The sequence below is a fragment of the Streptomyces sp. NPDC026673 genome (genome assembly GCF_040638135.1).
Classification (GTDB): Bacteria; Actinomycetota; Actinomycetes; order Streptomycetales; family Streptomycetaceae; genus Actinacidiphila.
The window spans coordinates 48,032-71,776 of record NZ_JBEZXR010000004.1 but is presented as its reverse complement, the minus strand read 5'-3'; the positions used below and the strand labels follow the sequence as shown (position 1 = coordinate 71,776).

Below are 23,745 nucleotides of genomic sequence, written 5' to 3'. Positions count from 1 at the left end.
CTGCAGGCGTGTTCGGTAAGCCTGGGCCCTGGTGGGGTCAAGGGGGGAGCCCCATCAGGGCCGCAGCAGCTCGGCGGCCCTTTCGGCGATGGCGTAGACGGTGGCGTTGGTGTTGGCCGAGGGGATCGACGGGATGACGGAGCCGTCGGCGACGCGCAGGCCGCCGACGCCGCGCACGCGCAGGGTGGCGTCGACGACCGACAGCGCGTCGTCGCCCATCCGGCAGGTGCCGACGGGGTGGTGGTACGCGGCCAGGGTTTTGAGCGCGTACTCCCGCAGGGCGGAGTCGTCCGTCGCCTTCGGACCCGGCTGGGACTCGCGCCCGCACCATTCGCGGAGCGCCGGCGCCCGCCCGATCTCCCGTGCCAGGACCAGCCCCCGGACGACCGCGGTGACGTCCCGCTCGTCGCCGTAGTAGTTCGGGTCCACGAGCGGCGGGACGCCGGGGTCCGCGCTCGCGAGGCGGACGCTCCCGCGGCTGTGGGGCCGTATCGGGGAGACGCCGATGGTGTAGCCGTGCCCCATGTCGGGCACGTCGGCCGCGGGTATGTGGCCCGGGGCGTCGACGAAGAGCAATTGGAGGTCGGGGCCGTCGAGCCCGGGTTCGCTGCGCACCAGGCCGAAGGCCTCGCCGTGGTTGTTCGCTCCCGCCGGGACCGGACGCGCCGCCTGGTAGACGAGGTTGGCGATCGGATGGTCGTGCAGATTCGCCCCGACACCCGGCAGGTCCACCAGGACGTCGACACCCGTGCGGCGCAGCTGTTCCTCGGGGCCGACACCGGAGAGCATCAGCAGCTGGGCCGAACCGATGGTGCCCGCGGCGAGGACCACTTCGCCGGTGCAGCCGACCGAGAAGGCGCCGGTCGCGGTGGTGTACTCCACTCCGGTGCACCGTTCGCCGCGGATGTGCAGCCGGTGCACGAGGGCGCCGGTCACCACGGTCAGATGGGGGCGGTGCAGGGCGGGGGCCAGATAGGCGTCGGCGGCGCTCTGCCGCCTGCCGTCGACGATGTTCAGGTCGGACCACCCGAACCCCTCCTCCACTCCGCCGCTGATGTCCGCCGCGCGCGGATGCCCGGTCTGGGCCGCCGCCTCGAGCAGTGCCGCCACGACGGGATGCGGGGGGTCGGCGGGTCCCACGGCAAGGGGACCGTCGACTCCGCGCAGCGCGGGATCGCGTCCGGTGGTGTGCTCGCTGCGCTTGAAGTAGGGCAGTAGGCCGTCGAATCCCCACTCCCTGAGGCCGTCCCTCGCCCACGCGTCGTAGCTGGAGCGGTGGCCGCGAACGAAGTTCATCGCGTTGATCGCGGATCCTCCGCCGAGTGCGCGTCCGCGCGCGAGAGGGACGGTGGTGCCGGTGGCACGCTGCGGGACCGTGACGTCCCCCCAGTTCGCCGCCGTGTGCAGCAGGGTCGGCCAGGCTGGGGGGGTGGTCATGGCGGTCGAGGTCTCCGCCGTGCCGGCCTCCAGCAGCAGGACGCGCGGGCCGTCGTGCTCGGACAGCCGTGCGGCGATCACGCTGCCGGCCGTCCCGCCTCCGACGACGATGTAGTCATAGCTGTCGGTCATCGATTTCATGGCTGTTCCGAATCCGTTGATCGGTTCGAGGTTCCGCCGCTGGCACCCGCGCGGGCACTGCGGCTCGCGCCGTCAGGGGGTGACGGGGCACGCGGCGCCCTGTGTCGCGCGGGTGTGGCGGCCTACGAAAAGAAGCGTAGCGCCGATAACGGAAAATGTGCAATAGGTGATAACGTTCCGGCATTGAAGGTATTAGCGGTTGATATGGGCTGATGTCCCGCATGCGACGACCCCGGTGCCGGAGCGCATGCTCGCGTGCGGTGCCGGAGTCGCGCCGGACCGGCGCCGCTGGGGCGGTGCAGCCGAAGTGGCGCCCGGACAGTCGGCCCGGGCGCCACGTGTCGTCGCCGCAGGAGCCGACGCGACCGTTCACCGCCACGCCGAGGGGCAGGCAGAGGCCGGGCACGCCCGCGACGTGCCCGGCCGGCGCCGTCGCAGCGGGGTGCCGCAGGGCGGGGCGCGACGGGTCCCGGATCGAGGGCCGGGGCGGGCCGGTACCGCGCCCGCCCCGGCCGGGTGAGGGCCAGCGCCGCTACTTGCCGGGGGTTCCGGGGTTGCGCAGCGCGGAGAACGCGGCCCGGAGTTCCTTGGTGAAGATGTCCGGGACTTCCCAGGCCGCGAAGTGACCGCCGCGGGGTGCCTTGTTGTAGTAGATGAGATCGTGGTAGCTCTGCTTGGCCCAGCTCAGCGGCGCTTGGTAGATCTCGCCGGGGAACACGGTGATGGCGGCGGGGAGGGAGATCGACACGGCGTTGAAGTTGTTGGCGTTGTTCTCCCAGTACAGACGGGAGGAGGAGACCGCGGTGTTGGTGAGCCAGTAGAGGCTGATGTCGTTGAGGATCTCGTCCTTGGTGAGCACCCGCTGCGGGTCGCCGTCGCTGTCGGTCCAGGCGGCGATCTTGTCGTACATCCAGGCGGCGAGCCCGGCGGGGGAGTCCGTCAGCCCGTATCCCTCGGTCTGCGGGCGGGTGACCATCATCGCGGAGTAGCCCGAGCCGGTCTTGTAGAAGGCGTTCAGCTTGTCGTAGGCGGCCTTCTCGTCGGGGGACAGGCCGGGCGGGGTCGGGTCGCCGCAGGCGAGCTTCTTCGCGATGTCCGGTGGCACGGTCGCCGGCATGTTGACGTGGATGCCGATCAGACCGGGGGGCTTCTGCGCCGCCATCTTGTCCGAGACCACCGCGCCCCAGTCGCCGCCCTGGGATACGTAGCGCGTGTACCCCAGACGCTGCATCAGCACGGCCCAGGCGCGCGCGATGCGGCTGGGGTTCCAGCCGGTGGTGGTGGGCCTCTCCGAGAAGCCGTAACCGGGCATCGACGGGATGACGAGGTGGAACGCGTCCTGAGCGCGGCCGCCGTGCGCGGTGGGGTTGGTGAGCGGGTCGATCACCTTGAGGAATTCCAGGACCGAGCCCGGCCAGCCGTGGGTCAGGATCATCGGCAGAGCGTCCTGGTGGCGGGACCGGACGTGGATGAAGTGGATGTCGAGCCCGTCGATCCTGGTCTTGAACTGCGGCAGGGAGTTGAGTTTCCCCTCGATCTTCCGCCAGTCGTAGTCGTTCCCCCAGTAGCGCGCGAGCGCCTGCATCGTCGCCAGCTGGACTCCCTGGGACTGGTCGGGGACGGTCTCGCGGTCGGGCCACCGCGTCGCCTTGACACGCCGGCGGAGCTCGGCGAGATCCGCTTCCGGGATGTCGACGCGGAAAGGACGGATGCCCGCGGCTTCCTCCCCCTTGCCCGGCGCCTCCGGTGTCCGGGAGATCACGCCGAAGGCCCCCGTGGTCGCCGCGGTCATCGCGACGCCGGAGCTGAGGAGGAGCTTGCGCCGGGACAGCAGATGGGAAATATCGGGCATGGCAGATCTCCGGTCGTCCCGTGTTTTCCGGGAGGGAATCGTCGGTTCGCGTGCACATTCCTCATCGGTGGCGGCCGGAATGCGTGGCGGGAATTCCGCGAGCCGGCGGTGCCGATGTCCATGGGTAAGGCATTGCAGTGAAATGAGACGTTATGTGACGTTCCATCACCTCGCAACCGGGGGTCCGTCCCCGGGACCCCGATGCCGTTCGTGCCGTCGCCTGCCGCCCGCCCCGGCGATCCCGCCACCGGCCCGCTCGGCGTTCCCGGAGCAGGTCGCGGGTCCGAATTGCTCCCCGGCGATGGTCATCCGCCGTCCGAAGGCGAACGTGCCGCCGAACGCGGAGGAAGACACCCGCCGACCTGACGATCACCGCGCGCCGCGCGCCGACCGGCAAAATCGGATGCCCCGATCGAGGTGGCTCCAGCACACTGCGAGGATGTTCGCTGGCACCCCTGATACACCTCAGCGCGCGGCCCTGGAGCACGTGGCGGCCCTGTCGTCCGGCTGCCCACTGGCTCCCGGGCTCAAGCTCACGATGAACTTCCACCCCGACCGCCTGGCGGGCGACCGGCTCCTTCTGCTCCGGATGGCGGAAGACGGCGCGTATTACTCGCAGTTCGCGACCGGAACCGGCAACGGCGGATTGACCGCCTATCCGGGCGGAGACCGGTGGCGCTGGGAGAGCCGCATTTTCGGCGGCGCATATGATCACGTCAGCGCTCACGAGCGCCCGGTCTACGCCGCCCTGAACTACCGCGACTCACCCGTCGGCGGGGCGCCCAGGTTCGGTTCCTCGTACTTCCGCCTCACCGATGACACCCTCGGGCGCGCGACCTTCTGCTATCCGGACAGCTCGGCGGAGCCCACGGCCTTTGCCGTGGCCGCCCGATTCGGTCTCATCGACGTGGCCGAGGCCGACGGTCTCGACGCCCTGGACGGTCACATCGAGGCCCAGGTGCATGGGACCGTCAGATTCGACCGGGATGTCGAGGCCCTGGTCCTGGATCCCAGCTACCGGGGTACGTGCGTGGAGGAGGCGGCCCGCCTGCTCCCGTGCCCGGTGGAGTGGCACGCGGGATTCCGGCTGACGGTGGAGCGGCTGCGGCGGCACCCCGGCTATCGCGGCCCGGAATACGTCGACCTGGGTGCCGAGATCGCGGTCGACGGACGGCTTGACCCATGGATCATCGGCAAGGCCGCTCGCACGGGACGTTACGACGCGCAGGCGCTCAAGAAGGTCTGGCATTGCCTGGCACGCTTCGGCGCCCCGACCCCGGCCGAGGGCCCGCCGCCCGGGAACGCGCGTGGTCAGCGGATCTCGTAGGGGCGGACCTCACCACGCTGCCCTGGTCGGCCCGGTCCGCCGAGTGGTGCACCGCATGCACCGCATGCGGCGGAGGGGCGCGGGAGAGGTGCCCCCGGTGCGTGAGCACCGGATCGCGGTCGCGACGATGAACGGCTACCGGTCGCGGGCGGTGCCGTCGGCCGGTCGCGAGCGACCACGGTCACGGCCGTTCCGTGACCCTCGCTACGCGCACCGGACGCCGAACCACTGCTCGGCGCCGTACTCCTCGAACCGCTCCACTTCGGTGAACCCCAGCTTCGCGGCGAGGCGCATCGAGCGGTCGTTGGCCGTCCGGGTGCAGAGCACCACCGGCTCGCCGGGAAGCACTTCGGCGAACCAGCCGAGTGCCGCCGCGCACGCCTCGGCGGCGTATCCGCGTCCCCACGCGACGGGCAGGAACAGGTAGCCGAGTTCGGCCTCCCCGGCATCCGGACGGACGTGACCCGGGCGGTCCGCGTCGCGCCGATCGAGCGTGATCATGCCGATCATCACTCCGTCCAGATCGACCACGAAACGGCCGGGGCGTCGCCCGGGCACCTCGGGCACCGCGTGCTCGAGCTCTTCACGCGGTCGAGGGCCACCGATGTAGGCGCCCACCTCCGGCGAGGCGAACAGTTCGATGAACGCCGAGCGGTCCCGGGCCTGGGACTCGCGGAGCACGAGTCGCTCGGTCCTGATCGGGGCGGGTGGCCAGGGGACGGAGCCGAACTCGGTCATGGCGTGCAACGTATCGCACGCCTGCCGGGCGGGAGCCGCGGAGGGCCGATGGCGGCAGCGGCTTCCGGTCCGGCGGCTCCGTCCCCGCCGATCGGCGACACCGTGTCAGGCGGTGGGTTCCTCGGTGCGGTCGGTGTCCCAACGGGTGTGGTAGGTGCCGGGGCGGTCGGTGCGGCGGTAGGTGTGGGCGCCGAAGTAGTCGCGCTGGGCCTGGGTGAGGGCCGCGGGCAGGCGGGGAGTGCGCAGGGTGTCGTAGTGGGCGAGGGCGGCGGCGAACGCGGGGACGGGGACGCCGTCGCGGGTGGCGTGGGAGACGACCAGGCGCCAGGGCAGTTGGGCGTCGCCGACCTCATGGGCGAAGCCGGGGTCGGCCAGGAGGCTGGGAAGGGCGGGGTCGGCGGTGTAGGCGTCGCGGACGCGGTCGAGAAAGGCGGCGCGGATGATGCAGCCGGCGCGCCACACCGAGGCGACGGTGGCGAGGTCGGTGTTCCAGTCGTAGGTGTCGGCGGCGGCCTGGATCTGGTGGAGGCCCTGGGCGTAGGAGACGACCTTGGAGGCGTACAGGGCCTGTTCGACCTGGTCGGTGAAGCGTGCGGCGTCGCGTTCGCCGAGGAGGGTGGGGGTGGGGCCCGGCAGGGCGGCGCCGGTGGCGCGCAGGGCGTGGTGTCCGGACAGGGAGCGGGCGAAGACGGCTTCCGCGATGCCGGAGATGGGGATGCCGAGGTCGAGGGCGGTCTGCACGGTCCAGCGTCCGGTGCCCTTCTGCTCGGCGGCGTCGGCGATGACGTCGACGAAGGGCAGGCCGGTGTCGGGGTCGTGGTGGGCGAGCACTTCGGCGGTGATCTCGATGAGGTAGGAGTTCAGGCGGCCGGTGTTCCAGTGGCGGAAGACCTCGGCGATCCGCGCGGGTTCCCATCCGGTGGCGTGCCGGAGCAGGTGGTAGGCCTCGGCGATGAGTTGCATGTCGGCGTACTCGATGCCGTTGTGGACCATCTTGACGAAGTGGCCGGCGCCGTCGGGTCCGAGGTGGGCGACGGCGGGGGTGCCGTCGGGGGTGGTGGCGGCGATGTCGGTGAGCACGGGGGCCAGGAGCCGGTAGGCCTCTCGGGAGCCGCCGGGCATGATGCTGGGTCCGTTCAGGGCGCCTTCCTCGCCGCCGGAGATGCCGGTGCCGAGGAAGTGGATGCCGCGTTCTCGCAGGGTGGCTTCGCGGCGGCGGGTGTCGGCGAAGTGCGCGTTGCCGCCGTCGACGATCACGTCGCCGGGGTCGAGCAGCGGCGCGTACTCGGCGATCACATCGTCGGTGGGCCGGCCGGCCTGCACCATGATGATCAGGCGCCGGGGGCGTTTCAGGGCGGCGACCATCTCCTTCGCGGAGTCCGCCGCGATGAAGGTGCCCTCGTGGCCGAAGTCGGTGACCAGGGCCCGGGTGCGGGCGGGGGTGCGGTTGTGGACGGCGACGGTGTGGCCGTGCCGGGCCAGATTCCGGGCGAGGTTGCGTCCCATGACGGCGAGGCCGGTGACGCCGATGTGTGCGGTGAGGGACATGGGTCGTCCTTAAGGTGTCTACTCGAGAGTGTGCCGGTGGTACGGGGCGAGGCGATCGGCCGCCGCGGGTCGGCGGCAGGTACGGGCCCTGCGGGGAGTTGTCGTTGACGTCACGCATCTCGTCCGGCACGCGGTGCCGGCACGGGCGCGGGGCATCGGGGCCGACCGGAGAGTGTGGCCGGCCGCCGGCGCACGTGGTGACCGGTGGCGGTCACAGCCGGTGCCGAACGCGAGCGTGTGAGCGCATCCCCCGGGCGATGTGAAGAGGGCCGCGGTGCCGGGAGTCAGACCCCGCGGCGCCCACGCGGAGCAGGCGATCGCCATGCGTCGACCCGCACTCGGGAAGCGTGTTCGGGCCCTCTCCACAGAAGTGCTCAGGCGTATTGCCGCGGCGGCAGGAAGGCGCCGGCAGTCTTCGGGTCGGGCCACGGTGTGACGGTCTCCCCGGCGACAAGCCAGCCGTAGGCGCCGCCGCGCTGCAGGCGCAGTTCGTAGAGGAAGGGGGCCGCGACGTCACTCATGCGACGGTAGAGAAGCGCTGTCGCGTGGTCCCCCTGGTTCTCGGCGTGCAGGATCTTGTATTCCGTGGACAGGGGCGCCTCGCCTGCCCTGCCGCGAGCGGCGAACTCCGCGAAGACCTCCTTGCGCGGGGCCGCGGCGATCGTTCCGTCCTGGGTCGGGAAGAGTATCGCCATGTCGTCGGTGTAGAGCTCCTCCATGGCATCCATGCGGTAGTTGCTCCCGTCGTGCACGACACGGGAGATGAACTCCTGCATCTCCGCGGTGATGTCGCTCATGAGATTTCTCCTTCTGCTGTGGGGTGAGGTGTGCTCCGGGAGTGACTCCCGGCAGGGGATCGGCAGTCGGAAGCCGCGCGAGGTGGTTTCTCACGACGCTCCGCCCCATGGCGGGGCGAGAGTTCGGACCGATCCCGGGCCCGCGGTCCGGCCATCGGCGGACTCCGCGGTGTGTACGGCGAAAACAACCGTTCGACGTATGCCGAACAACGTAACACGGCCGGCTTGGTTCCGAAGGCTGCGGCCGCGAGTGACGGCGATCTCACTGTCGTGCGCACATGGTGTCACCAAGGGTGGGGATGGTGGTGCGTGAGCTATGCCACCTTCACAACATTCCCCGATCGGCGATCCGGTGTTATCGTCGCAAGTGACGTTCGATGGCTGGCGAACATGGGTGATTGAGTTCACCACCGGTATTCGCGCGTCGAATGAGTCCCCTCCCCGGGGGATATGGCACCGCATGCCCGCAAGTGCTGTGCGGGAAAATCGATCCCCTTACGGGCGAAGCGCCGATACGACCATTCCTTGAAGCGTATGGCTCCCCGTGCGGGCGGCGAGGCGCATGCCGCCGGCCGGCGTATCTCCGTTCGGTCCGCAATCTCCGAGCACGCGTCAGGCGGAACATTCCACCGAAATCCCGCGGCGTTGAAACAGGCTTACTGGAGTTGGTAGAGCATGAAGAGTGAATCCGGACATCTCAGCCGTCGGCGACTGCTGTACGCCATGGGCGCGCTGGGCGCGGGCACCGCGGCGTCGGCGATGACATCCGGGGTCGCCGAGGCTGTCGCGGGACCGGGCGCCGCGACGGCAGGGCTGTCCATGCCGACGCCGGCGAACGGAGCGGTCGTGCCCATGAGACTGCACGTACCGGAGGGCATGCTGCGGGATTTGCGACGGCGGTTGGAGATGACGCGGTGGCCGGACGGGGAACTCGTCGACGACTGGACCCAGGGAGCTCCGCTGTGGCGGGTCAAGCGCCTCGTGAACCACTGGCAGCGGCACTATGACTGGCGCAGGGTGGAGGCGCTGCTCAACGGGTTCGGCCAGTACCGCACCGTGATCGACGGCGTGGGTATCCACTTCCTGCACGCCAGGTCCCCGCACCGCAACGCGATGCCCATCATGCTCACACACGGCTGGCCAGGCTCGATCCTGGAATTCCGCAAGGTGATCCGCCGCCTGACGCACCCGACCGAGTTCGGTGGATCCGCCCGGGACGCCTTCCACGTGGTCACCCCCTCTCTTCCGGGTTTCGGCTTCTCCGATCAGCCGGACGCATTGGGCTGGGGTCGCGTGAGGACGGCGAAGGCCTGGGCCCAGATCATGCCCCGCCTCGGTTACGATCACTATCTTTCCCAGGGAGGGGACTGGGGTGCGGCGGTCAATGTCCAACTGGGAGTGCTGCGCCCCAAGGGGTTGCTGGGCATCCACTTGAATTTTCCCCAGATCGTTCCCCCCGATCTGGATCTCAACCACCTGACTCCCGAGGAGCGGGTCGCGATGAGCCAGCTGAACGCGCAGCAGAAGAGCGAGATCGGCTATCAGCTGGAAATGATGACCAGGCCCCAGACGGTGTCCTATTCTCTGGCCGATTCCCCTGTCGGTCAGGCCGCCTGGATCTACGAGAAATTCGGAGTCTGGACCGACAGCGGAAAGAATCCCGAGTCGATCCTCACCTTGGACGAGATGCTGGACGACATCACCTTGTACTGGCTGACGAATACGGCGGAGTCCGCGGCGCGCTTCTACTGGGAGAACTCCGACATCACCATGAACGCTGTGAAGATCGACGTTCCCATGGGTGTCACACTGTTCCCCAAGGAGTTCTACACGCCGCCTCGCGCCTGGGCCGAAAAGGCGTTCTCGAACCTGGTCTACTGGAACAAGGCGAGCAAGGGCGGGCACTTCGCGGCATTCGAGCAGCCGAAGATCTTCGCGGAGGAAGTGCGCAGGTTCGGTCGGCTGTTCCGCTGATCGGCCTCGGGGTTCGACGGTCCCATCGTGGATGGGTTGACCGTTCCCGCGTGCCGGTGACCCCTCCGTCCGGGCGCCGGGGCGCCGGCTTCCGCACCGCCCGAGACGTTGTGCGGTCCCGGACGGTGTTCACAGTGGGTCGCTCCGTGCGGCATTCGCATACATCTGTTACGTTCGTAGTTCATCGAACGTCGAACATCAACCATCGAGAGTGAATCATGAACGACCATTTCATCGACCGCGTCGTGATCGTCACGGGTGCCGGTTCGGGCATCGGAGCGGCGTCCGCCGTGAAGTTCGCGGAGGCCGGAGCGCACGTCCTGGCCGTGGGGCGACGCGTGGAACCCCTGCGGCAGACGGCCGGCCGGCACCCCCGTATCGAGGCGTTCGTGGCGGACGTCTGCGCCGAAGGCGCCCCCGAGGGCATCATCCGGAAAGCGCACGAGGAGTGGGGACGGGTGGACGTGCTGGTGAACAACGCCGGCGTGTTCGCCGGCATGGATCTGGAGAAGGCGACCAGTGAAGGCATCGAGCGCATCTGGGCGACCAACGTCACGGCTCCGAGCCTGCTGTCGGCCGCGGCCGTGCCCCACCTGCGGGAGCAGCGCGGGGCGATCATCAACCTGAGCAGCACCTTCGGCCACCGGCCCCTGGCGCACGCCTCCCACTACGGGGCTTCGAAGGCGGCCATCGAGCACCTCACGCGCAGCTGGGCCCTGGAACTGGCCTCCGACGGCATCCGCGTCAACGCGATCGCACCGGGGCCCACCGAGAGCGAGGCGCTGGCCAGCGGGGGCCTGTCCCCGGATCAGGTCGCCGAGGTCAAGGCCGCGGAGGCGGCCCGCATCCCCATGGGGCGCCGCGGCGAACCGGAGGAGCTGGCCGAGTGGATCGTGCGCATGGCCGACCCGCGGAGCGCATGGATGACCGGGCAGGTCCTCACCGTGGACGGCGGCCTCGAACTCACCTGACCCCATCTCCGCGGTCGTGCCCGGAGTTCGGCGTTCCGCCCGGACAGGCGCCGAACTCCGCGCCCGCGCCCCGGAGCACACCACGAAGAACTGCCCGGTGGGCCAGGCGCTGGGTGCCGCGTCCGGCTTCCGGCGTCCGTGCGGACGGACCGACGGCTGACGCCCCGCAGCGATCGACGCAGGCCGGTATCGGGTCGGGTGGGGGTGGCCGGGCGGGTGGGCGCGTGGGGGAGGATGGGGACGGCGCGGGGGCCGGTCCCTCGGCGCCCCGTGCGGGCGTGAGCGGTGGCCCGGGCGTGATCGTGTGTCGTGTCCGGTGTCGGTGGGGAGCCGTGTGGGCCCTCGCTGCGAGTGGGGGATGGTGGAGAACGCCATGCAGGTCGATGCCGCGGCGCGGCCCCGTGTGCCGTTGAGCAGGGCGCGGATTCTGGTTGCCGCCGTGGCTCTGGCCGATGACGGCGGGATCGCCGCGTTGAGCATGCGCAGGATCGCCGGGGAGCTCGGCGTGGTGCCGATGGCGCTGTACAAGCACGTGGCGAACAAGGACGAGTTGCTGGACGGCATGATCGACGTCCTCGTCGGCGAGATCGACCCGCCCGTCGGCGGGATCGACTGGAAGGACGGGGTGCGCCGACGGGTGCTGTCGGCGCGCCGGATGCTGCTGCGTCATCCGTGGGCCTCGGTGGTCATCCAGTCCCGGATGAAGGCACGCACGACTCCGACGCCTGCGGTGCTCGCATACCTGGACTCCATGATCGGGATCTTCAGGGCCGGGGGGTTCTCGGTGGACCTGGTCCATCACGCGATGCATGTCATGGGCAGTCGTCTGCTCGGCTTCTCCGAGGAGCTGTTCGAGGACACCGCGGGCCGTGAGCCGGATCCGGATGCGATGCCGCCCGAGGAGATGGCCGCCCGCTACCCGCATCTCACCGAACTGGCCATGGCGGTGGCTCATGACGAGCAGTCGGTCGTCGGAGCCGGCTGCGACGACCAGCTGGAGTTCGAGTTCGCCTTGGATCTGATGCTGGACGGACTGGAGCGGCTCCGCGAAGCCGCCTGACGTGGCAACAGATGTGCTGTCGGTAAGTCCTGTTGGGGCGGCGCTTGGGCTCGCCGTGGGAATCCGGCGTGGTCTTCGTCCCCGACCTTCCCCTCGTGATCGCCGCTTCGGGCGCACCCCGCGATGACGTGACCGTCGGTTCCCTTTACGTCCTGACGGATTCTCATCCTGCCCTTGACGGGTGTACGCCGTACACCTACCGTGCGTGACAAGGGCATAACGGCGCGCACCACCCGTACTCGCTCCGGTCGGCCGGCGGTTTCCGCGGCTGCGCGGGCGGATGGTGACCGCTGCTCACGACGTGATGGGGGGTTCCATGAAAGCGATCGTTCAGAGGCGGTTCGGCCCGCCGGAGATTCTGCGCCTGGAGGACGTCGACCGGCCCGAGGTCGGGCCCGGCCAGGTGCTGGTGCGGGTGCACGCGGCCGCCCTCAACCCCTATGACTGGCACATGATGCGCGGCGACCCCTATGTCGCACGGCTGATGGGAGGCATGGGGGTCAGCCGGCCGAAGGTCCTGGTGGCGGGCATCGACGCGGCCGGCCGGGTGGAGGCGGTCGGCGCCGAGGTGCGTGGCCTCGAGCCCGGCGACGCGGTGCTGGGCTTCTGCCCGGGGGCGTTCGCCGAATACGCCCGCACGACCCCGGACTTGCTGGTCCCCAAGCCCGAGGGGTTGACGTTCGAGCAGGCCGCGGCCGTGCCGATGGGGGCGGTGACCGCGCTGCGCGGCATCCGCGGTGTCGGCCGGGCGCAGGCCGGGCAACGCGTGCTCGTCAACGGGGCCGCCGGAGGCGTGGGCGCCTTCGCCGTGCAGATCGCCGCAGCCCTGGACGCGGAGGTCACCGCGGTGTGCAGCACCCGCAACGTGGACCTGGCGCGCTCCTTGGGCGCCGCGCACGTCATCGACTACACCCGGCGGGACTTCACCGAAGAGGGCACGCGCTATGACCTGATCCTGGACAACGTCGGCAACCACTCGCTCGGGCGACTGCGCGGCGCGCTCACCCCGGCAGGCACCCTGGTGGCCAACGGCGGCGGAGCGCCCGGCCGCATGGTCGGGGCGGTGGGCTCCATGCTGCGACTGATCGCGGCCAACGCGTTCGTCCGGCAGCGACTCCGCGTCATCCTCCCGGCGGCCCCGGCCGGACCCACCCATGAGGACCTTCTCGCCGTCACCGAGCTGATCGACGCCGGTCGGCTCACGCCCGTGGTCGACCGGACGTACCCGCTGGCGGATGCGGCCGAGGGCATGCGCCATGTGGAGCGGGGCCACGCCCGCGGCAAGGCAGTGGTCACCGTCCTCTGACCCGATTCCGCAGTGTCCGCGATGGCCGTCCGTAGGGGTGTGACGCGGGCGCCGGCCTGCGTCACGGCGGTGAGCAGCGTTGCCGCCGTGGCGGTGTCGGCGTGGAGTCCGGCGCGAGCCTCTCGACGCCAGGGAAAGGGGGCGGCGGCGATGCGCACCCGCCCTGTGCCCCGGACCAACGAGCAACGGGGGTGCGTGACTGTCACGTCACCGGCCGTACGGCTGCTACTCCCGCAGGGCGTAGCGGAAGACCCGGGAGTCCCGCACCTGGAATCCGAGCCGCTCGTAGAGGCGGTTCGCCGCCTGCCGCGACGGGCGCGAGGTGAGGTCGACCGTGCGGGCCCCCGCCGCGTCCGCCAGGCGTAGCGCTTCCTCGGTGAGGGCGGCGCCGACGCCGTAGCCCCGGGCTGCCCCGTCGACCACCACGTCCTCGACCCAGGCCCGCAGCCCGGTCGGCAGGGGGAACATCACCAGCGTGAGCGTCCCGACGACGCGGCCGTCGACCCGGGCCACCAGCACCGTGTTGGCGTCGGCGGCGAGCAGTCGCCGCAGCGAGTCGTGGTCCAGCGGGACGGCACTGCTCGACAACTGGGGCAGAAGGCGGGCGAACGCCTCGACCATCTCCTCGTCCGCCTCGCGGACGACGGCAACCTCAAGGCTCATGATTCCGTCCCGACCCTCTTCCGTGCGTCACGGCACCGGACTTCGTCGTCGGTGCCCGGGGGTGCGGCCCGCGGGGGGCTGCCGCGACCAGTCTTCGCAGCGGCCGGGCGGCAGGCCACCCCTGCTGGTCCAGACGGTGGACGGGCTCCGCGGTGTGTCTCCCGGACCCCGGACCAACCCGGTTACGACGTGGAGCGATTCCGCAGCAGAGCGTCGAGGGAATCCAGGACCCAGGCCCAGGACGCCTGTGAGTCGACGGCGGTGTGGCTGAAGCCTCCGGCCATCTCCAGGCTGACGTAACCGTGGAAGACGCTGCCGAGCATCCGGACCGCGTGCGTCTGGTCCGGCTCCGCCAGGTCGTAGCCGCGCAGGATCGCCCGCGTCATCTGTGCGTGCCGGACGCCGGCGCTTGCCGCCGCCGTCTCCGGGTCGAGCCTGAGCCGGGCGGCGTCGTAGCGGCCGGGGTGTTCGCGGGCGTAGTCGCGGTAGGCGTCGGCGAAGGCGACCAGGGCGTCCTTGCCCGCGCGCCCGGCCAGTGCCGCGGCGACCCGGTCGGCGAGTTCCTCCAGTGCGAACAGGGCGATCCGGGTCTTGAGGTCCTGGGAGCTCTTCACGTGCGAGTACAGGCTCGCGACCTTGACGTCGAACCGCCGGGCGAGCGCCGAGACGGTCACCTGGTCGAAGCCGACCTCGTCGGCCAGTTCCGCCCCCGCCCGCGTCAGGCGCTCCGGAGTCAGCCCCACTCGAACCATAACGTTCCTCCTATCCAGCGAAAGTCAGTATGCATTTGCCTAATAGCTTTAGGCAAATTAGCCTGCCGCTCATGAAGCCGTTGACCGAGCAAGAGATCCGTACCGCGTTCGTGAACTGCACCAAGGGCGAGGCCAGACGCCTGTCCGTGCCCCGTGACCTGGCCGAGCGGCCCTGGGAGGACCTCGACTTCCTCGGCTGGCGCGACCCCCAGGCGCCCGACCGGGCCTACCTCGTCACCGAGCTGGACGGCCGCCCGGTGGCGCTCGCCCTGCGCTCGTCGGGCTCCGCTTCCTGGCAGACGCGGCTCAGCATGTGCTCGATGTGCCTGACCACCCACTCCGGGGGCGTCTCGCTGATGGTCGCCGCGAGGGCCGGCAAGGCCGGGCAGCAGGGCAACACCGTGGGCGCCTACATGTGCGACGACCTCGCGTGCTCCCTGTACGTGCGCGGCAAGAAGGACGCGGGCGTCGGAGCGCGGCTCCACGAGACGCTCACCCTCGAGGAGAAGATCCAGCGGACCGTCGCCAACCTCACCGCGTTCCTCGCCAAGGTCACGGGGTGAGGCATCCGGCCGCGCGGCCCCCGTGCCGTTGTCGCGTCCTCGGGCCGCTGCCGGTTCCCCTGGTGGCAACCGGAGCGGCGAGGGCGGCCTCCGCCGACGGCCGGGAAGCCGTCGGCGGAGGCCGCCAGGGGGTGCGGTGCCCTATCGCCCGGAGGTCACCCGGAAGGAGCGGATGACGGTCTGGTCGACGCTGTTGCCCGACGCGTCCCCGGCCGTGAGCCGGATCGAGGCGTAACCGCCGGCCGAGGGCAGCGCCAGCTTCGCGATGCCGCGGTCGCCCACGCGCCGGACCTTGACGGACTTCCAGCTCTTGCCGTCGTCGAAGGAGACCCGCAGCCCCAGCGAGGTGGTGGGCGCCTTGCCGCCGCGCTCGGCCGTCACGGTGAAGAGATACGTACGTCCGCCCGCGACGGCGCTGGAGGTGTTCACCGGGCCGCCGAGCCGGACGTTCATCAGCGGCAGTTCCGCCGGCCCCTGGCCGGACGGGCGACCGGAGGTGAAGGTCCAGGTGGCGGAGGCCTTGCTGCCCAGGTTCGACCAGCCGACCTTGCGGGTGCCGGACGACGTCAGGGTGTAGGTGGCCGCCTCGTACGGAACGGCGGTCTGCAGCCGGCCCAGGGAGTCCAGCGACGCGATCTTCACTCCGTCGCGGTACAGGGTCGAGGACCCCGCGGTGTCCCGGGCCTCGCCGGAGTGGGTCGCGGTGTTCTCGGCGGCCGTGGAGAACAGGCCGGGGGTGAGGAGGAGCTGATCCTCATGGCGCAGGGCTTCCAACGACCGGGCACGCAGGGGCGCCTGGTTCCACCGGCGGGTGGTGGACTCGCCCGGCCGGAAACGCGTGGTGCCCGCGAACTGGATCTCGTCGTAGCCCATGGTGCCCTGCGCGCGCATGCCGAGGGTACGGTCCCAGACGATCGCGGGGTCGTCGCTGTAGAACCGGGTCTGCCGTCCGGGGACCGGGACCTGGCCGCCGTCCACGAAGGTGATGGCGCCGTAGGTCGGGACGGGCGTGTCGATCCGGACCCCGAGCGGCTTGCCGCCCTGGTCGGCGTAGGTCTCCTCGACCCGGCCGAGCTTGTCGTCGTGGAGCGCGCGGGTCAGGGTGGCGGGGATGCCGCCCTTGGTGTTGACGGCCAGGTTGTAGGCGTAGCTCCAGGCCGGCTTGTCGGCGCTCTCGGGGACCGTGCCGCTCCACCGCTGGGTCGCCAGGAACCAGAACGGGTGGCTGGTCACCTTGCCGGTCGGGGTGGCGTAGACCCGGCTGCCCGGGAAGCCCATCACGAACTTCTGGGTGCCGTAACGGCCGTCGGCGCTGATGGACGTCGTGCTGGCGAAGATGCCGTCGTTCTGGGCCTTGCGCTGATCGACGGTGAGGTTGACCTGCTTCGCGGTACGGCCGTCGAGGAGGACCGGGGTGTCGCGGGTGAGGTCGACGCCGGGTTCGGAGTAGAGGACCGAGGTCTGCGCCACGGGGTCGAACTTGTTCGCCGAGATGTCGTACTCGCTCTGCGGCAGTCGCATCGACGCCTTGCCGTCGGCGTCGGTGGGGACGCTGTACTGCAGGCCGGTGCGGATGTCGAAGGCGGAGACATAGGTGTCCGGGCCCACGGGCTTCCCGTCGAGACCGAGGACGGTCAACGACAGGTCGTGGGTGAGGGGTTCGGCGTACACGCCGAAGGCGCTGCGGACCGTGACGGCGCCGTTGTCGGCGGTCGCGACGATCGAGCCGCCGTACGCGCCCGCCATCGCGTCGTCGACCGTGCCGGTCAGGGTGGCGGACGCGGTCCCGCCGGCCGGGACGGTCAGGGTGCCGGCCGACAGGGCGAAGGCCCCCACGGGTGCGGCCTGCCCCCTGGGCCCGTACGCGTCGACGGACAGTTGGAGCGTGACGTCGGTGGCGCCGTCGTTGGTGTAGGTGACGGTGCCGGTCCGGGTGACGTCCGGGTGCGGGAAGTCGGCCTTGCCCAGGCTGATGCTGCCGGACGTGGCACGTATGGTCTGCGCACTGGCCCGGGCGACGTCCAGCCGGCCGCTGCCCTGGTCGTAGGCGGTCAGCCCGGGCAGGCCCTTGGCGGCGCTGGTCAGGGCCGACTTGAAGTCGGCGGCCTTCCAGTCCGGGTGCTGCTGGGCCAGCAGCGCCACCGCCCCGGTGACGTGCGGGGTCGCCATCGAGGTGCCGGAAGCGGTGACGTACGAGGGACCGACGGGGTCGCCCATCGTGGTGCCCGCCGCGCGGGCCGCGGTGATGTCCTGGCCGGGGGCGACGATGTCGGGCTTCACGGCGAAGTCACCGATCCGCGGGCCGCGGCTGGAGAAGGTGCTGAGGGTGTCCTGCTTGGTGGTGCTGCCCACGGTGAGCGCGGAGTCGGCGATGCCGGGGGAACCCACGGTGCCGCCGAAGTAGTCGGCCGACGGCGCGCCTTCGTTGCCCGCCGCGATCACGAACAGGGTGCCGTTCTCGGCGGTCAGCTTCTCGACCGCCTCGGTGAGCGGGTCGGACTGCGCGTACGGGGGCGCGCCCAGGCTGAGGTTGACGGCCTTGGCGCCCGCTTCCGACGCCCAGGTCATGCCGTTGATGACGGCGTCGTCGGGGCAGGAGCCGTCGTCGGTGCAGACCTTGCCGATCAGCAGTTCGGCGTCGGGGGCGACGCCCTTGTAGGTGCCGGCCGAGGCCGCGCCGGTGCCCGCGATGGTGGACGCGGTGTGGGTGCCGTGGCCGTTGCCGTCCACCACCGAGCCGCTGCCGGTGAAGTCCATGGTCCGGCCGGCGGCGGCCTTGCCCGTGAGATCGGGGTGGGTGGGGTCGTAGCCGGTGTCGAGGTCGGCGACGACGACGTCCTTGCCGGTGATGTGCGCACCGGTGGAGTCGACGCTGTCCCAGACCTTGGGGGCGCCGATGATGCCGGTGCTCTCGGCGAGCGCGACCCGGCTGACGCCGTTGAGCCACACCTTGTCCAGCGGGCCGCGGAGCCCCTGCGTTCCGCTGACGAACTTCCAGAACGCGCCGGCGTCGCGCTTGGCCGGGGCGAGACTGCCACCGCGCAGGACGTCCAGGATCCGGGTGATCCTGGCGCCGTGCTGCCGGATCGCGTCCCGTGCGGTGGCGGACTTGCCGCTGCGGCTGGCGTAGATGAGCCGCAGCGAGTCACTGGAGGCGTCGTCGTAGCCGGCGTCGAGTTGCTCGGTGACGTCGAACAGGCGCGGGTCGAGCTTGCCGGCGGTCAACAGTGACCGTGCGTCGGACGGGACCACCGAGATGTGGTGGTCGGCGCCGTGCCACTGGTGCGACACCTCGAACCCGATGCGTGTGCGGCCGGGTCCGGGCCGCACGCCGACGCCGGGAGTGCCACTGGCGCCGCGGGTGACGGTGACCTTGTCACCGGTGATCAGGGTGACGGTGCGGACCGCTCTGCCGTCGGGCGACGCGACGGCCGGGCCCGGTGTGGCCGCGGTGGTGCCCGGCGAGGCTTGTGCGGCGCCGGGTACGGCGCCCGCGAGGAGGCCGGCCAGTGCCGGCAGCAGGGCCCATCGGACGTGTATGTGCATGTATGAGTACCTTCGAGCCGCCCGGGAGACCTGTGCGCGGACGGCGGACAGTTGGGGGCCCGGCGGTCGCCGGACACCCGCTACCCGGTCCGGGAGCCCGGCGTCGGGGGTGCCGCTGTCCCGATCGGCTCGAACTCCAGACCGAGTCTTTGGTCACGAGCGATGAGAAAACCACATTTGATCAAGGTTGCCTAGCGTTACGGGGTCCGTGCCGGACGAAAACCCCCCGCCCCGGAGATCTGAGGCCCCGTACCCCTGCGGTCCCTGACACCCCGACGGAGGCGCCGGGGCCGTGCCCGCGGTTGTGCGAGGCGACCGGCGGAACGTCAACTGTCCCTCGCCGACCGTGTTCCACGGTGCCCGTGAGGGGCGGCCCTTGTCGGCACGAAATGATCGGCCTGCGGGGGAACCGGCTTCGAGGCCGACGGTATGGGTGCGGGAACCCTGGTCCCGACTCCGGTCGGGGACCCGGCGGCGCGTGGTTCGACACGAGGCCATGGAAGAGGTGACGACACCGCGCGGGCGTCAGCTCACCGGCGCGGTTCCGCTACTGCCGTCGGCGACGGGCAGCCGACGGGCAGCTCGCCGGGCCCGTGGCCGGCGAGGGCGGCTGCGCCGGACAGGCCCCCCATGGCTGCCTGCGCCGACATGCCGCGCGGCCGACGCCATCGCCGGCCCGGCCGCGGGCGGGGGTCAACGGTGCTCGGGGTTGGGGAAGTCGGGGCGGCAGCCGGCGTCCCACTCGGTGCGCTGGTTGCCGTAGGCGGGGATTCCTCCGGCGCGTCGGAGCATGCCCGCCAGATGCAGGAGGTTGTAGGTCATGAACGTCGTGTTGCGGTTGGTGAAGTCGTTCTCCGGGCCGCCGGAGCCCGGGTCGAGGTAGGAGGGGCCGGGTCCGGCCTCGCCGATCCATCCGGCATCGGCCTGCGGCGGAATCGTGTACCCGAGATGCTGCAGACTGTAGAGAACGTTCATGGCGCAGTGCTTGATCCCGTCCTCGTTACCGGTGATCAGGCAGCCGCCGACGCGCCCGTAGTAGGCATACTGGCCCGCGTCGTTGAGCAGGCTCGAGCAACCGTAGAGCCGTTCGATGACCCGTTTCATCACCGAACTGTTGTCGCCGAGCCAGATGGGACCGCACAGCACGAGGATGTCGGAGGCCATGACCCGCTCGAGCAGTTCGGGCCAGGCGTCACTGGACCATCCGTGTTCGGTCATGTCCGGCCACACGCCGGTCGCGATGTCGTGGTCGACGGCGCGGACCGTCTCCACGTGGACGCCGTGCCCGCGCATGATGCCGGCACTGAGGTCGATGAGTCCCTCGGTGTTGCTGACCTCGGGCGACCGCTTCAGCGTCGCGTTGACGAACAGCGCACGGAGCCCGTCGAAGTGCGGCCTCTGCCCAACGGGTGCGGTCATCAGGTGTTCCTCCCGGCTTGTCCTGTCCGAAGGCCGCCCGCTCCTGGACGAGGTCCTTTCGTCCTCGAGGTTCACCCACGCACCATGCGCGGGCAACCTGAATGCCGACCGGTCGGGCATGGTCCGGCCCGAGGCGACTCCACCCGTACGCGTTGACGGCACCGGATGGTCGCTCGGCGGTGCCTCCGATCCCGCCCTTTGGAGTGTCCCCGGCGTCGGGCCGGGAGCCCTGGCGCTGTTACGCGGGTGGGCGTTCCCTCGCGACCCGGGCAGCGAAATCGGCGTCTTCGGCTTCGACTCTGTCCGCTTCCTGCAACACCCGCTCAAGACTGGCGTGCGGGATGACCACGGCTCCCGTCCTGTCGGCGTAGACGTAATCACCGGGAACAACGCACACACCGGCGACTTCCACGGCGACGCCGGCCGCGTACGGCATGACGGTGTCGCCGCCCCAGTGTGTCGCCTCTCCCCGGCACCAGGTCGCGAACCCGTGGTCGCGCAGTTCGGCGAAGTCCCTCAGTCTGCCGTCCGCCAGGACACCGGCCAGCCCGTGGTGGGCGATACGGGACAGTTTTACGCCGCCGCCGTGTGAGGCGTCTCGATAACCCCCGCTGGAGAGGACCAAAACCTTCCCGCCCGGGTCGTCACCGACCGCCTGGTAGAAGAATTCGCCGAAGTCCGTCTTCGACTGGGGCAAGTCGTCCCGGTGGGGCAGGAAGGCCACGGTGGCGGCCGGGCCGAAGAGCGGCCTGGTGGGATCGGGGCTGGACAGAGCGAGGATGTGCGCGCGGTGGCCGTGGAGCCTGCCCATGGCATCCACCAGCGCCGCACACCCCAACCGTGCCGCCCAGGCCGCCTGATCCGCGCCGTCATGACTGCTCATGATTCTCCTTCTGACTCACCCGTAATCCGTCCGTGGTCGCGCCGCGCCGCCTTCGGCGTGGATTCCGGGCGGGTTCAGCCCCGCTGCGGGGCTATTGCCGACGGCCACAGGAGGGATACCTCGACATACCGGGGAAGAATCCAAAGACCTCGATCTCGGCCGCAGGATTGGACCGTATGCGGTACACGGATTTCCGGCGACCGCTCGGCATCCGCCACAACCGGTGCCCGGGATCAGGCGCGAAGCGGGTACGGCCGGGCTCGCGCTCGGGCCGGCCGTGCACAGCGCCCTTGAGCACGTGGTGGGAGACATTCAGTGACACAGCGGTGGGCTGCCGTAAGTGGCAGGGGGTCGCAGTGGTCATGTGGAGACCACATGGTTGCTGTGCGCGAGGTGAATTCAGAAGTCGTTTCTTCTGGTGGTTCTTTGGAGTCCGAGCTCTGCAGGGATACTGCTGTGGTGCTGTTGACGTGGATTGCTGAGGTGGCGGACGAGCCCCTGGTGCTGGAGCCGGCTGACCGGCAGGTGGAGTGGGAGACCAACACCTGGTCGCTGGAGGCGACGGATGAGGACAGGAGGTCGTTGTCCGCCGCCGAGGTGGTGGCTGCCTTCGAACGGACTGCTTACGCCATCCGGTTACGCACGCGCGAGCTGGGCTTTCACGGGGTGGCGACGTTCTATGTGTGGCACGACGAGCAGGCCGGGCAGCTCCGGTGCTCGACAGGTTCTGTGCCCCCGGATGCGTTGCCGTTCAACGGTGCTCATGTGGCTTCCGACGACCTCGGTCCGGTCGTCGAGGGGTCTCTGGGCGACAGCGAGCCCGGCGTCGTCGCCTGGTCGGGCCTGGACGATCTCCAGAGCCACGCGGAGCAGACCGAGACCGAACCGGAGGCCATGCCCTTCCGTGTCTGGGTCTGCAGCGTCGGAACCCCACACTGACTGGTCCTGCCCGTTCACACGGACGAGCCGACGACGACAGATGAGCACTGCGGCTGTGCCGATCAAGGCGAGCAAGACGTCGCTTCTTATGGCTGCGGTGAGGACTGGACGGCTTCCGGGAAGCCCAGTTCATCCAGCAGCGCGTCGAACAACTCCTCCACGAAGGTCTCCCGTGCACGGAGCAGTTCCTCGATCCGAGACTGCCGCGCTGCCGTCTGGACATCAGCCGCTGAGGCCCACACGAGAGCGCCTTCGGCGTCGGCCGGCACCTCCGCGTCGAGTTCCGCGCGCTTGCGCTTGATGGCCTCGTCGAACTCCGGGGTGGTCACCCACAGGCTCACGTCGTCCACGTCCTCGGGTTCTTCGACGAGGAGAGCCGCGGCGTTGTCCAGGTTGAGCCACGCCTGCCAGCGCCGCCCGCTGGTGTCCAGGCCGGTCACGAGGGCGACGCTGCTGTCGGAGACGTCGGCGACACAAGCCGGTGCACCAGTCCATTCGACCAGGGCGAACAGGTGCTCGTCCTCCCAGACGCCTTGATTCAACTGCAGGGTCTGCCAGCCGCCCGGTCGGGGCCGCCACTCGTGCACGTCGTCCCCCAGCCCTGGATCGGTGCCGCCGAACAGCGGTGCTTCCAGCAGTGGGCGCTTGCTCCGCGCAAAGACCAGGTGACCGGAAAAGCCCATGGAACCTCCTCGTCGAAAACCACCGCATCCTATGAGCTGTCACTGACAGCACCGGTCTTGGCCTTCCGGCGAACCATTCCGCCGACGACGAGCACGCACGCGGCGAACCGACGCCGATACCGTGCCCGCGGCGGGGTCCCGGGCCGGGTGACGGCTCGCACCGCACTTTTCGCCCTTGGCGTCAAGCCCCGACCTTTCGGGACGCGACGCGGTCCGTCGATCGCCCTAGCGTGACAGGCAAGTCCAGCACGACGCAGTCGTGGCCGGCACCCTCGGAAAGGAGGCCGCTCATGCGCCTCGACAGCCCACGCAATGACGTACCGGGTCCCCTTGTGGTGACAGCGGTGGCAGTGCTTTTCGCCTGCAGCGCGGTCTTGCAGTCCGTCGTCGCCTACAAGGCGAACACCGTGGCGTCCACGCTCCTGGCCGCCGTCGCGGCGACGCTGGCTGTCGTCGCTCTCGGGGCGACCACCTATACCGCCGTCGCCGCCCACCAACGACGTGGCATCCCTCGGTAGGCCCGCAGCCGCGCGCAATCCCGTCCCGGTCGGGACGCTGTGACCGACGATGGCCCGCTCCGGCCGGGCCCCGCCGACCTCCGGAACGACGACCGGAACATCGTGCCATCATGATCCCCGCCGGTCCGGCGGAACGTCTCAGGACCGCGGGGAGGGGGACGACATGCGCCGACGGGCCGGTGTGGCCGCCGCGGCACTCCTGTTGACCGGCGCCTGGTCGTTGGCGGGCGACGGCCACGAACGGTCGGTGACCGTCGAGGGCCATGTCTCCATTCTCCGCGCCACACCGCTCAACAACTGTGTCAGCGAAGCCCAGTGGTACCTCCGCATGCGCTGGAACCTGATCGTCGACGGACCGGACGAACGACAGGAAGAGCTGCTCAGTGGATGGGAGCGGACGCCCGCCCGGGACGACCCCGCCGTCGTCGTCTACGAGACCTACGCCGAAGCGGCCCCCGCCGACCTCCTCCGGGGCGCCGGCCCGGACGAGCTCATGGCGCAGAGGAGTCCGGGCATCCGCGCTCTGTGCGAGGAACTGCTGCGCCGTTCGTAGAAGTCCGGACCCTCTGCCCAACGTCCGTTGCCTCCCACGGGATCCGTCCCGCCGCTCAGGGCGCGCGGGGGACGG

The 23,745-nt window shown here is 70.4% G+C and carries 20 protein-coding genes; 9 read left to right on the top strand and 11 right to left on the bottom strand.

Going from position 1 to position 23,745, the window contains the following annotated elements; translation table 11 throughout:
* Positions 1-54 precede the first annotated feature (54 nt).
* Both AB0F62_RS04765 and AB0F62_RS04760 read right to left on the bottom strand, forming a co-directional pair.
* Complete coding sequence (locus tag AB0F62_RS04765; protein WP_361792187.1) at positions 55-1,569, bottom strand: GMC family oxidoreductase N-terminal domain-containing protein; 1,515 nt, start codon at positions 1,567-1,569, stop codon at positions 55-57.
* Between the two features lie 541 nt (positions 1,570-2,110).
* Entirely contained in the window at positions 2,111-3,430 is a 1,320-nt protein-coding gene (locus AB0F62_RS04760; RefSeq protein ID WP_361792185.1) for an epoxide hydrolase family protein, read from the bottom strand.
* A gap of 439 nt (positions 3,431-3,869) precedes the next feature.
* Here AB0F62_RS04760 and AB0F62_RS04755 point away from each other — a divergent pair, with 439 nt between their 5' ends.
* The gene (locus AB0F62_RS04755) at positions 3,870-4,757 is read left to right on the top strand and encodes a DUF3626 domain-containing protein (protein WP_361792183.1); all 888 of its coding nucleotides are present in this window, start codon (positions 3,870-3,872) and stop codon (positions 4,755-4,757) included.
* Between the two features lie 204 nt (positions 4,758-4,961).
* On the opposite strand, the gene AB0F62_RS04750 is transcribed toward AB0F62_RS04755, so the two are convergent.
* The 3 genes from AB0F62_RS04750 to AB0F62_RS04740 form a co-directional block, all read right to left on the bottom strand.
* A complete protein-coding gene (locus tag AB0F62_RS04750; protein ID WP_361792181.1) occupies positions 4,962-5,495 on the bottom strand; it encodes a GNAT family N-acetyltransferase in 534 nt (177 codons plus the stop codon).
* A 105-nt stretch (positions 5,496-5,600) separates the two neighbouring features.
* Positions 5,601-7,043, bottom strand: a complete 1,443-nt coding sequence (gndA, locus tag AB0F62_RS04745; protein ID WP_361792179.1) for an NADP-dependent phosphogluconate dehydrogenase — start codon at positions 7,041-7,043, stop codon at positions 5,601-5,603.
* Between the two features lie 374 nt (positions 7,044-7,417).
* Positions 7,418-7,840 (bottom strand): hypothetical protein, encoded by a 423-nt coding sequence (locus AB0F62_RS04740; protein ID WP_361792177.1) that lies wholly within the window; start codon positions 7,838-7,840, stop codon positions 7,418-7,420.
* A gap of 675 nt (positions 7,841-8,515) precedes the next feature.
* On the opposite strand from AB0F62_RS04740, the gene AB0F62_RS04735 reads away from it, so the two are divergent.
* The 4 genes from AB0F62_RS04735 (at position 8,516) to AB0F62_RS04720 (ending at position 13,151) form a co-directional block, all read left to right on the top strand.
* Positions 8,516-9,814 (top strand): epoxide hydrolase family protein, encoded by a 1,299-nt coding sequence (locus AB0F62_RS04735; RefSeq protein ID WP_361792175.1) that lies wholly within the window; start codon positions 8,516-8,518, stop codon positions 9,812-9,814.
* A 218-nt stretch (positions 9,815-10,032) separates the two neighbouring features.
* Positions 10,033-10,785: an SDR family oxidoreductase gene (locus AB0F62_RS04730; RefSeq protein ID WP_361792173.1), complete on the top strand. Its 753-nt coding sequence runs from the start codon at positions 10,033-10,035 to the stop codon at positions 10,783-10,785.
* 373 nt (positions 10,786-11,158) lie between these two features.
* The gene (locus AB0F62_RS04725) at positions 11,159-11,845 is read left to right on the top strand and encodes a TetR/AcrR family transcriptional regulator C-terminal domain-containing protein (RefSeq protein WP_361792171.1); all 687 of its coding nucleotides are present in this window, start codon (positions 11,159-11,161) and stop codon (positions 11,843-11,845) included.
* A 316-nt stretch (positions 11,846-12,161) separates the two neighbouring features.
* A complete protein-coding gene (locus AB0F62_RS04720) occupies positions 12,162-13,151 on the top strand; it encodes an NAD(P)-dependent alcohol dehydrogenase (protein WP_361792169.1) in 990 nt (329 codons plus the stop codon).
* A gap of 225 nt (positions 13,152-13,376) precedes the next feature.
* Here the strand turns inward: AB0F62_RS04720 and AB0F62_RS04715 are convergent, their stop codons facing one another.
* Positions 13,377-13,814, bottom strand: coding sequence for a GNAT family N-acetyltransferase (locus tag AB0F62_RS04715; RefSeq protein WP_361792167.1), 438 nt, complete (start codon positions 13,812-13,814; stop codon positions 13,377-13,379).
* 182 nt (positions 13,815-13,996) lie between these two features.
* A complete protein-coding gene (locus AB0F62_RS04710; RefSeq protein ID WP_361792165.1) occupies positions 13,997-14,566 on the bottom strand; it encodes a WHG domain-containing protein in 570 nt (189 codons plus the stop codon).
* A gap of 71 nt (positions 14,567-14,637) precedes the next feature.
* On the opposite strand from AB0F62_RS04710, the gene AB0F62_RS04705 reads away from it, so the two are divergent.
* Positions 14,638-15,129, top strand: coding sequence for an FBP domain-containing protein (locus AB0F62_RS04705; RefSeq protein WP_361792163.1), 492 nt, complete (start codon positions 14,638-14,640; stop codon positions 15,127-15,129).
* 141 nt (positions 15,130-15,270) lie between these two features.
* Here AB0F62_RS04705 and AB0F62_RS04700 read toward each other — a convergent pair whose 3' ends face one another.
* From AB0F62_RS04700 to AB0F62_RS04690, 3 genes are all read right to left on the bottom strand, one after another.
* The gene (locus AB0F62_RS04700; protein ID WP_361792161.1) at positions 15,271-18,675 is read right to left on the bottom strand and encodes a S8 family serine peptidase; all 3,405 of its coding nucleotides are present in this window, start codon (positions 18,673-18,675) and stop codon (positions 15,271-15,273) included.
* A 693-nt stretch (positions 18,676-19,368) separates the two neighbouring features.
* Positions 19,369-20,094, bottom strand: a complete 726-nt coding sequence (locus AB0F62_RS04695; protein ID WP_361792159.1) for a flavodoxin family protein — start codon at positions 20,092-20,094, stop codon at positions 19,369-19,371.
* 238 nt (positions 20,095-20,332) lie between these two features.
* A complete protein-coding gene (locus AB0F62_RS04690; protein ID WP_361792157.1) occupies positions 20,333-20,977 on the bottom strand; it encodes an RraA family protein in 645 nt (214 codons plus the stop codon).
* Positions 20,978-21,433: 456 nt separating this feature from the next.
* Between AB0F62_RS04690 and AB0F62_RS04685 the strand changes: the two genes are divergently transcribed.
* The gene (locus AB0F62_RS04685; RefSeq protein WP_361792155.1) at positions 21,434-21,916 is read left to right on the top strand and encodes a hypothetical protein; all 483 of its coding nucleotides are present in this window, start codon (positions 21,434-21,436) and stop codon (positions 21,914-21,916) included.
* A gap of 86 nt (positions 21,917-22,002) precedes the next feature.
* Here the strand turns inward: AB0F62_RS04685 and AB0F62_RS04680 are convergent, their stop codons facing one another.
* The gene (locus tag AB0F62_RS04680) at positions 22,003-22,599 is read right to left on the bottom strand and encodes a hypothetical protein (RefSeq protein ID WP_361792153.1); all 597 of its coding nucleotides are present in this window, start codon (positions 22,597-22,599) and stop codon (positions 22,003-22,005) included.
* A gap of 344 nt (positions 22,600-22,943) precedes the next feature.
* Between AB0F62_RS04680 and AB0F62_RS04675 the strand changes: the two genes are divergently transcribed.
* Both AB0F62_RS04675 and AB0F62_RS04670 read left to right on the top strand, forming a co-directional pair.
* Complete coding sequence (locus tag AB0F62_RS04675) at positions 22,944-23,117, top strand: hypothetical protein (protein ID WP_361792151.1); 174 nt, start codon at positions 22,944-22,946, stop codon at positions 23,115-23,117.
* A 163-nt stretch (positions 23,118-23,280) separates the two neighbouring features.
* Positions 23,281-23,670, top strand: a complete 390-nt coding sequence (locus AB0F62_RS04670) for a hypothetical protein (protein WP_361792149.1) — start codon at positions 23,281-23,283, stop codon at positions 23,668-23,670.
* The last annotated feature ends 75 nt before the right edge of the window (positions 23,671-23,745 follow it).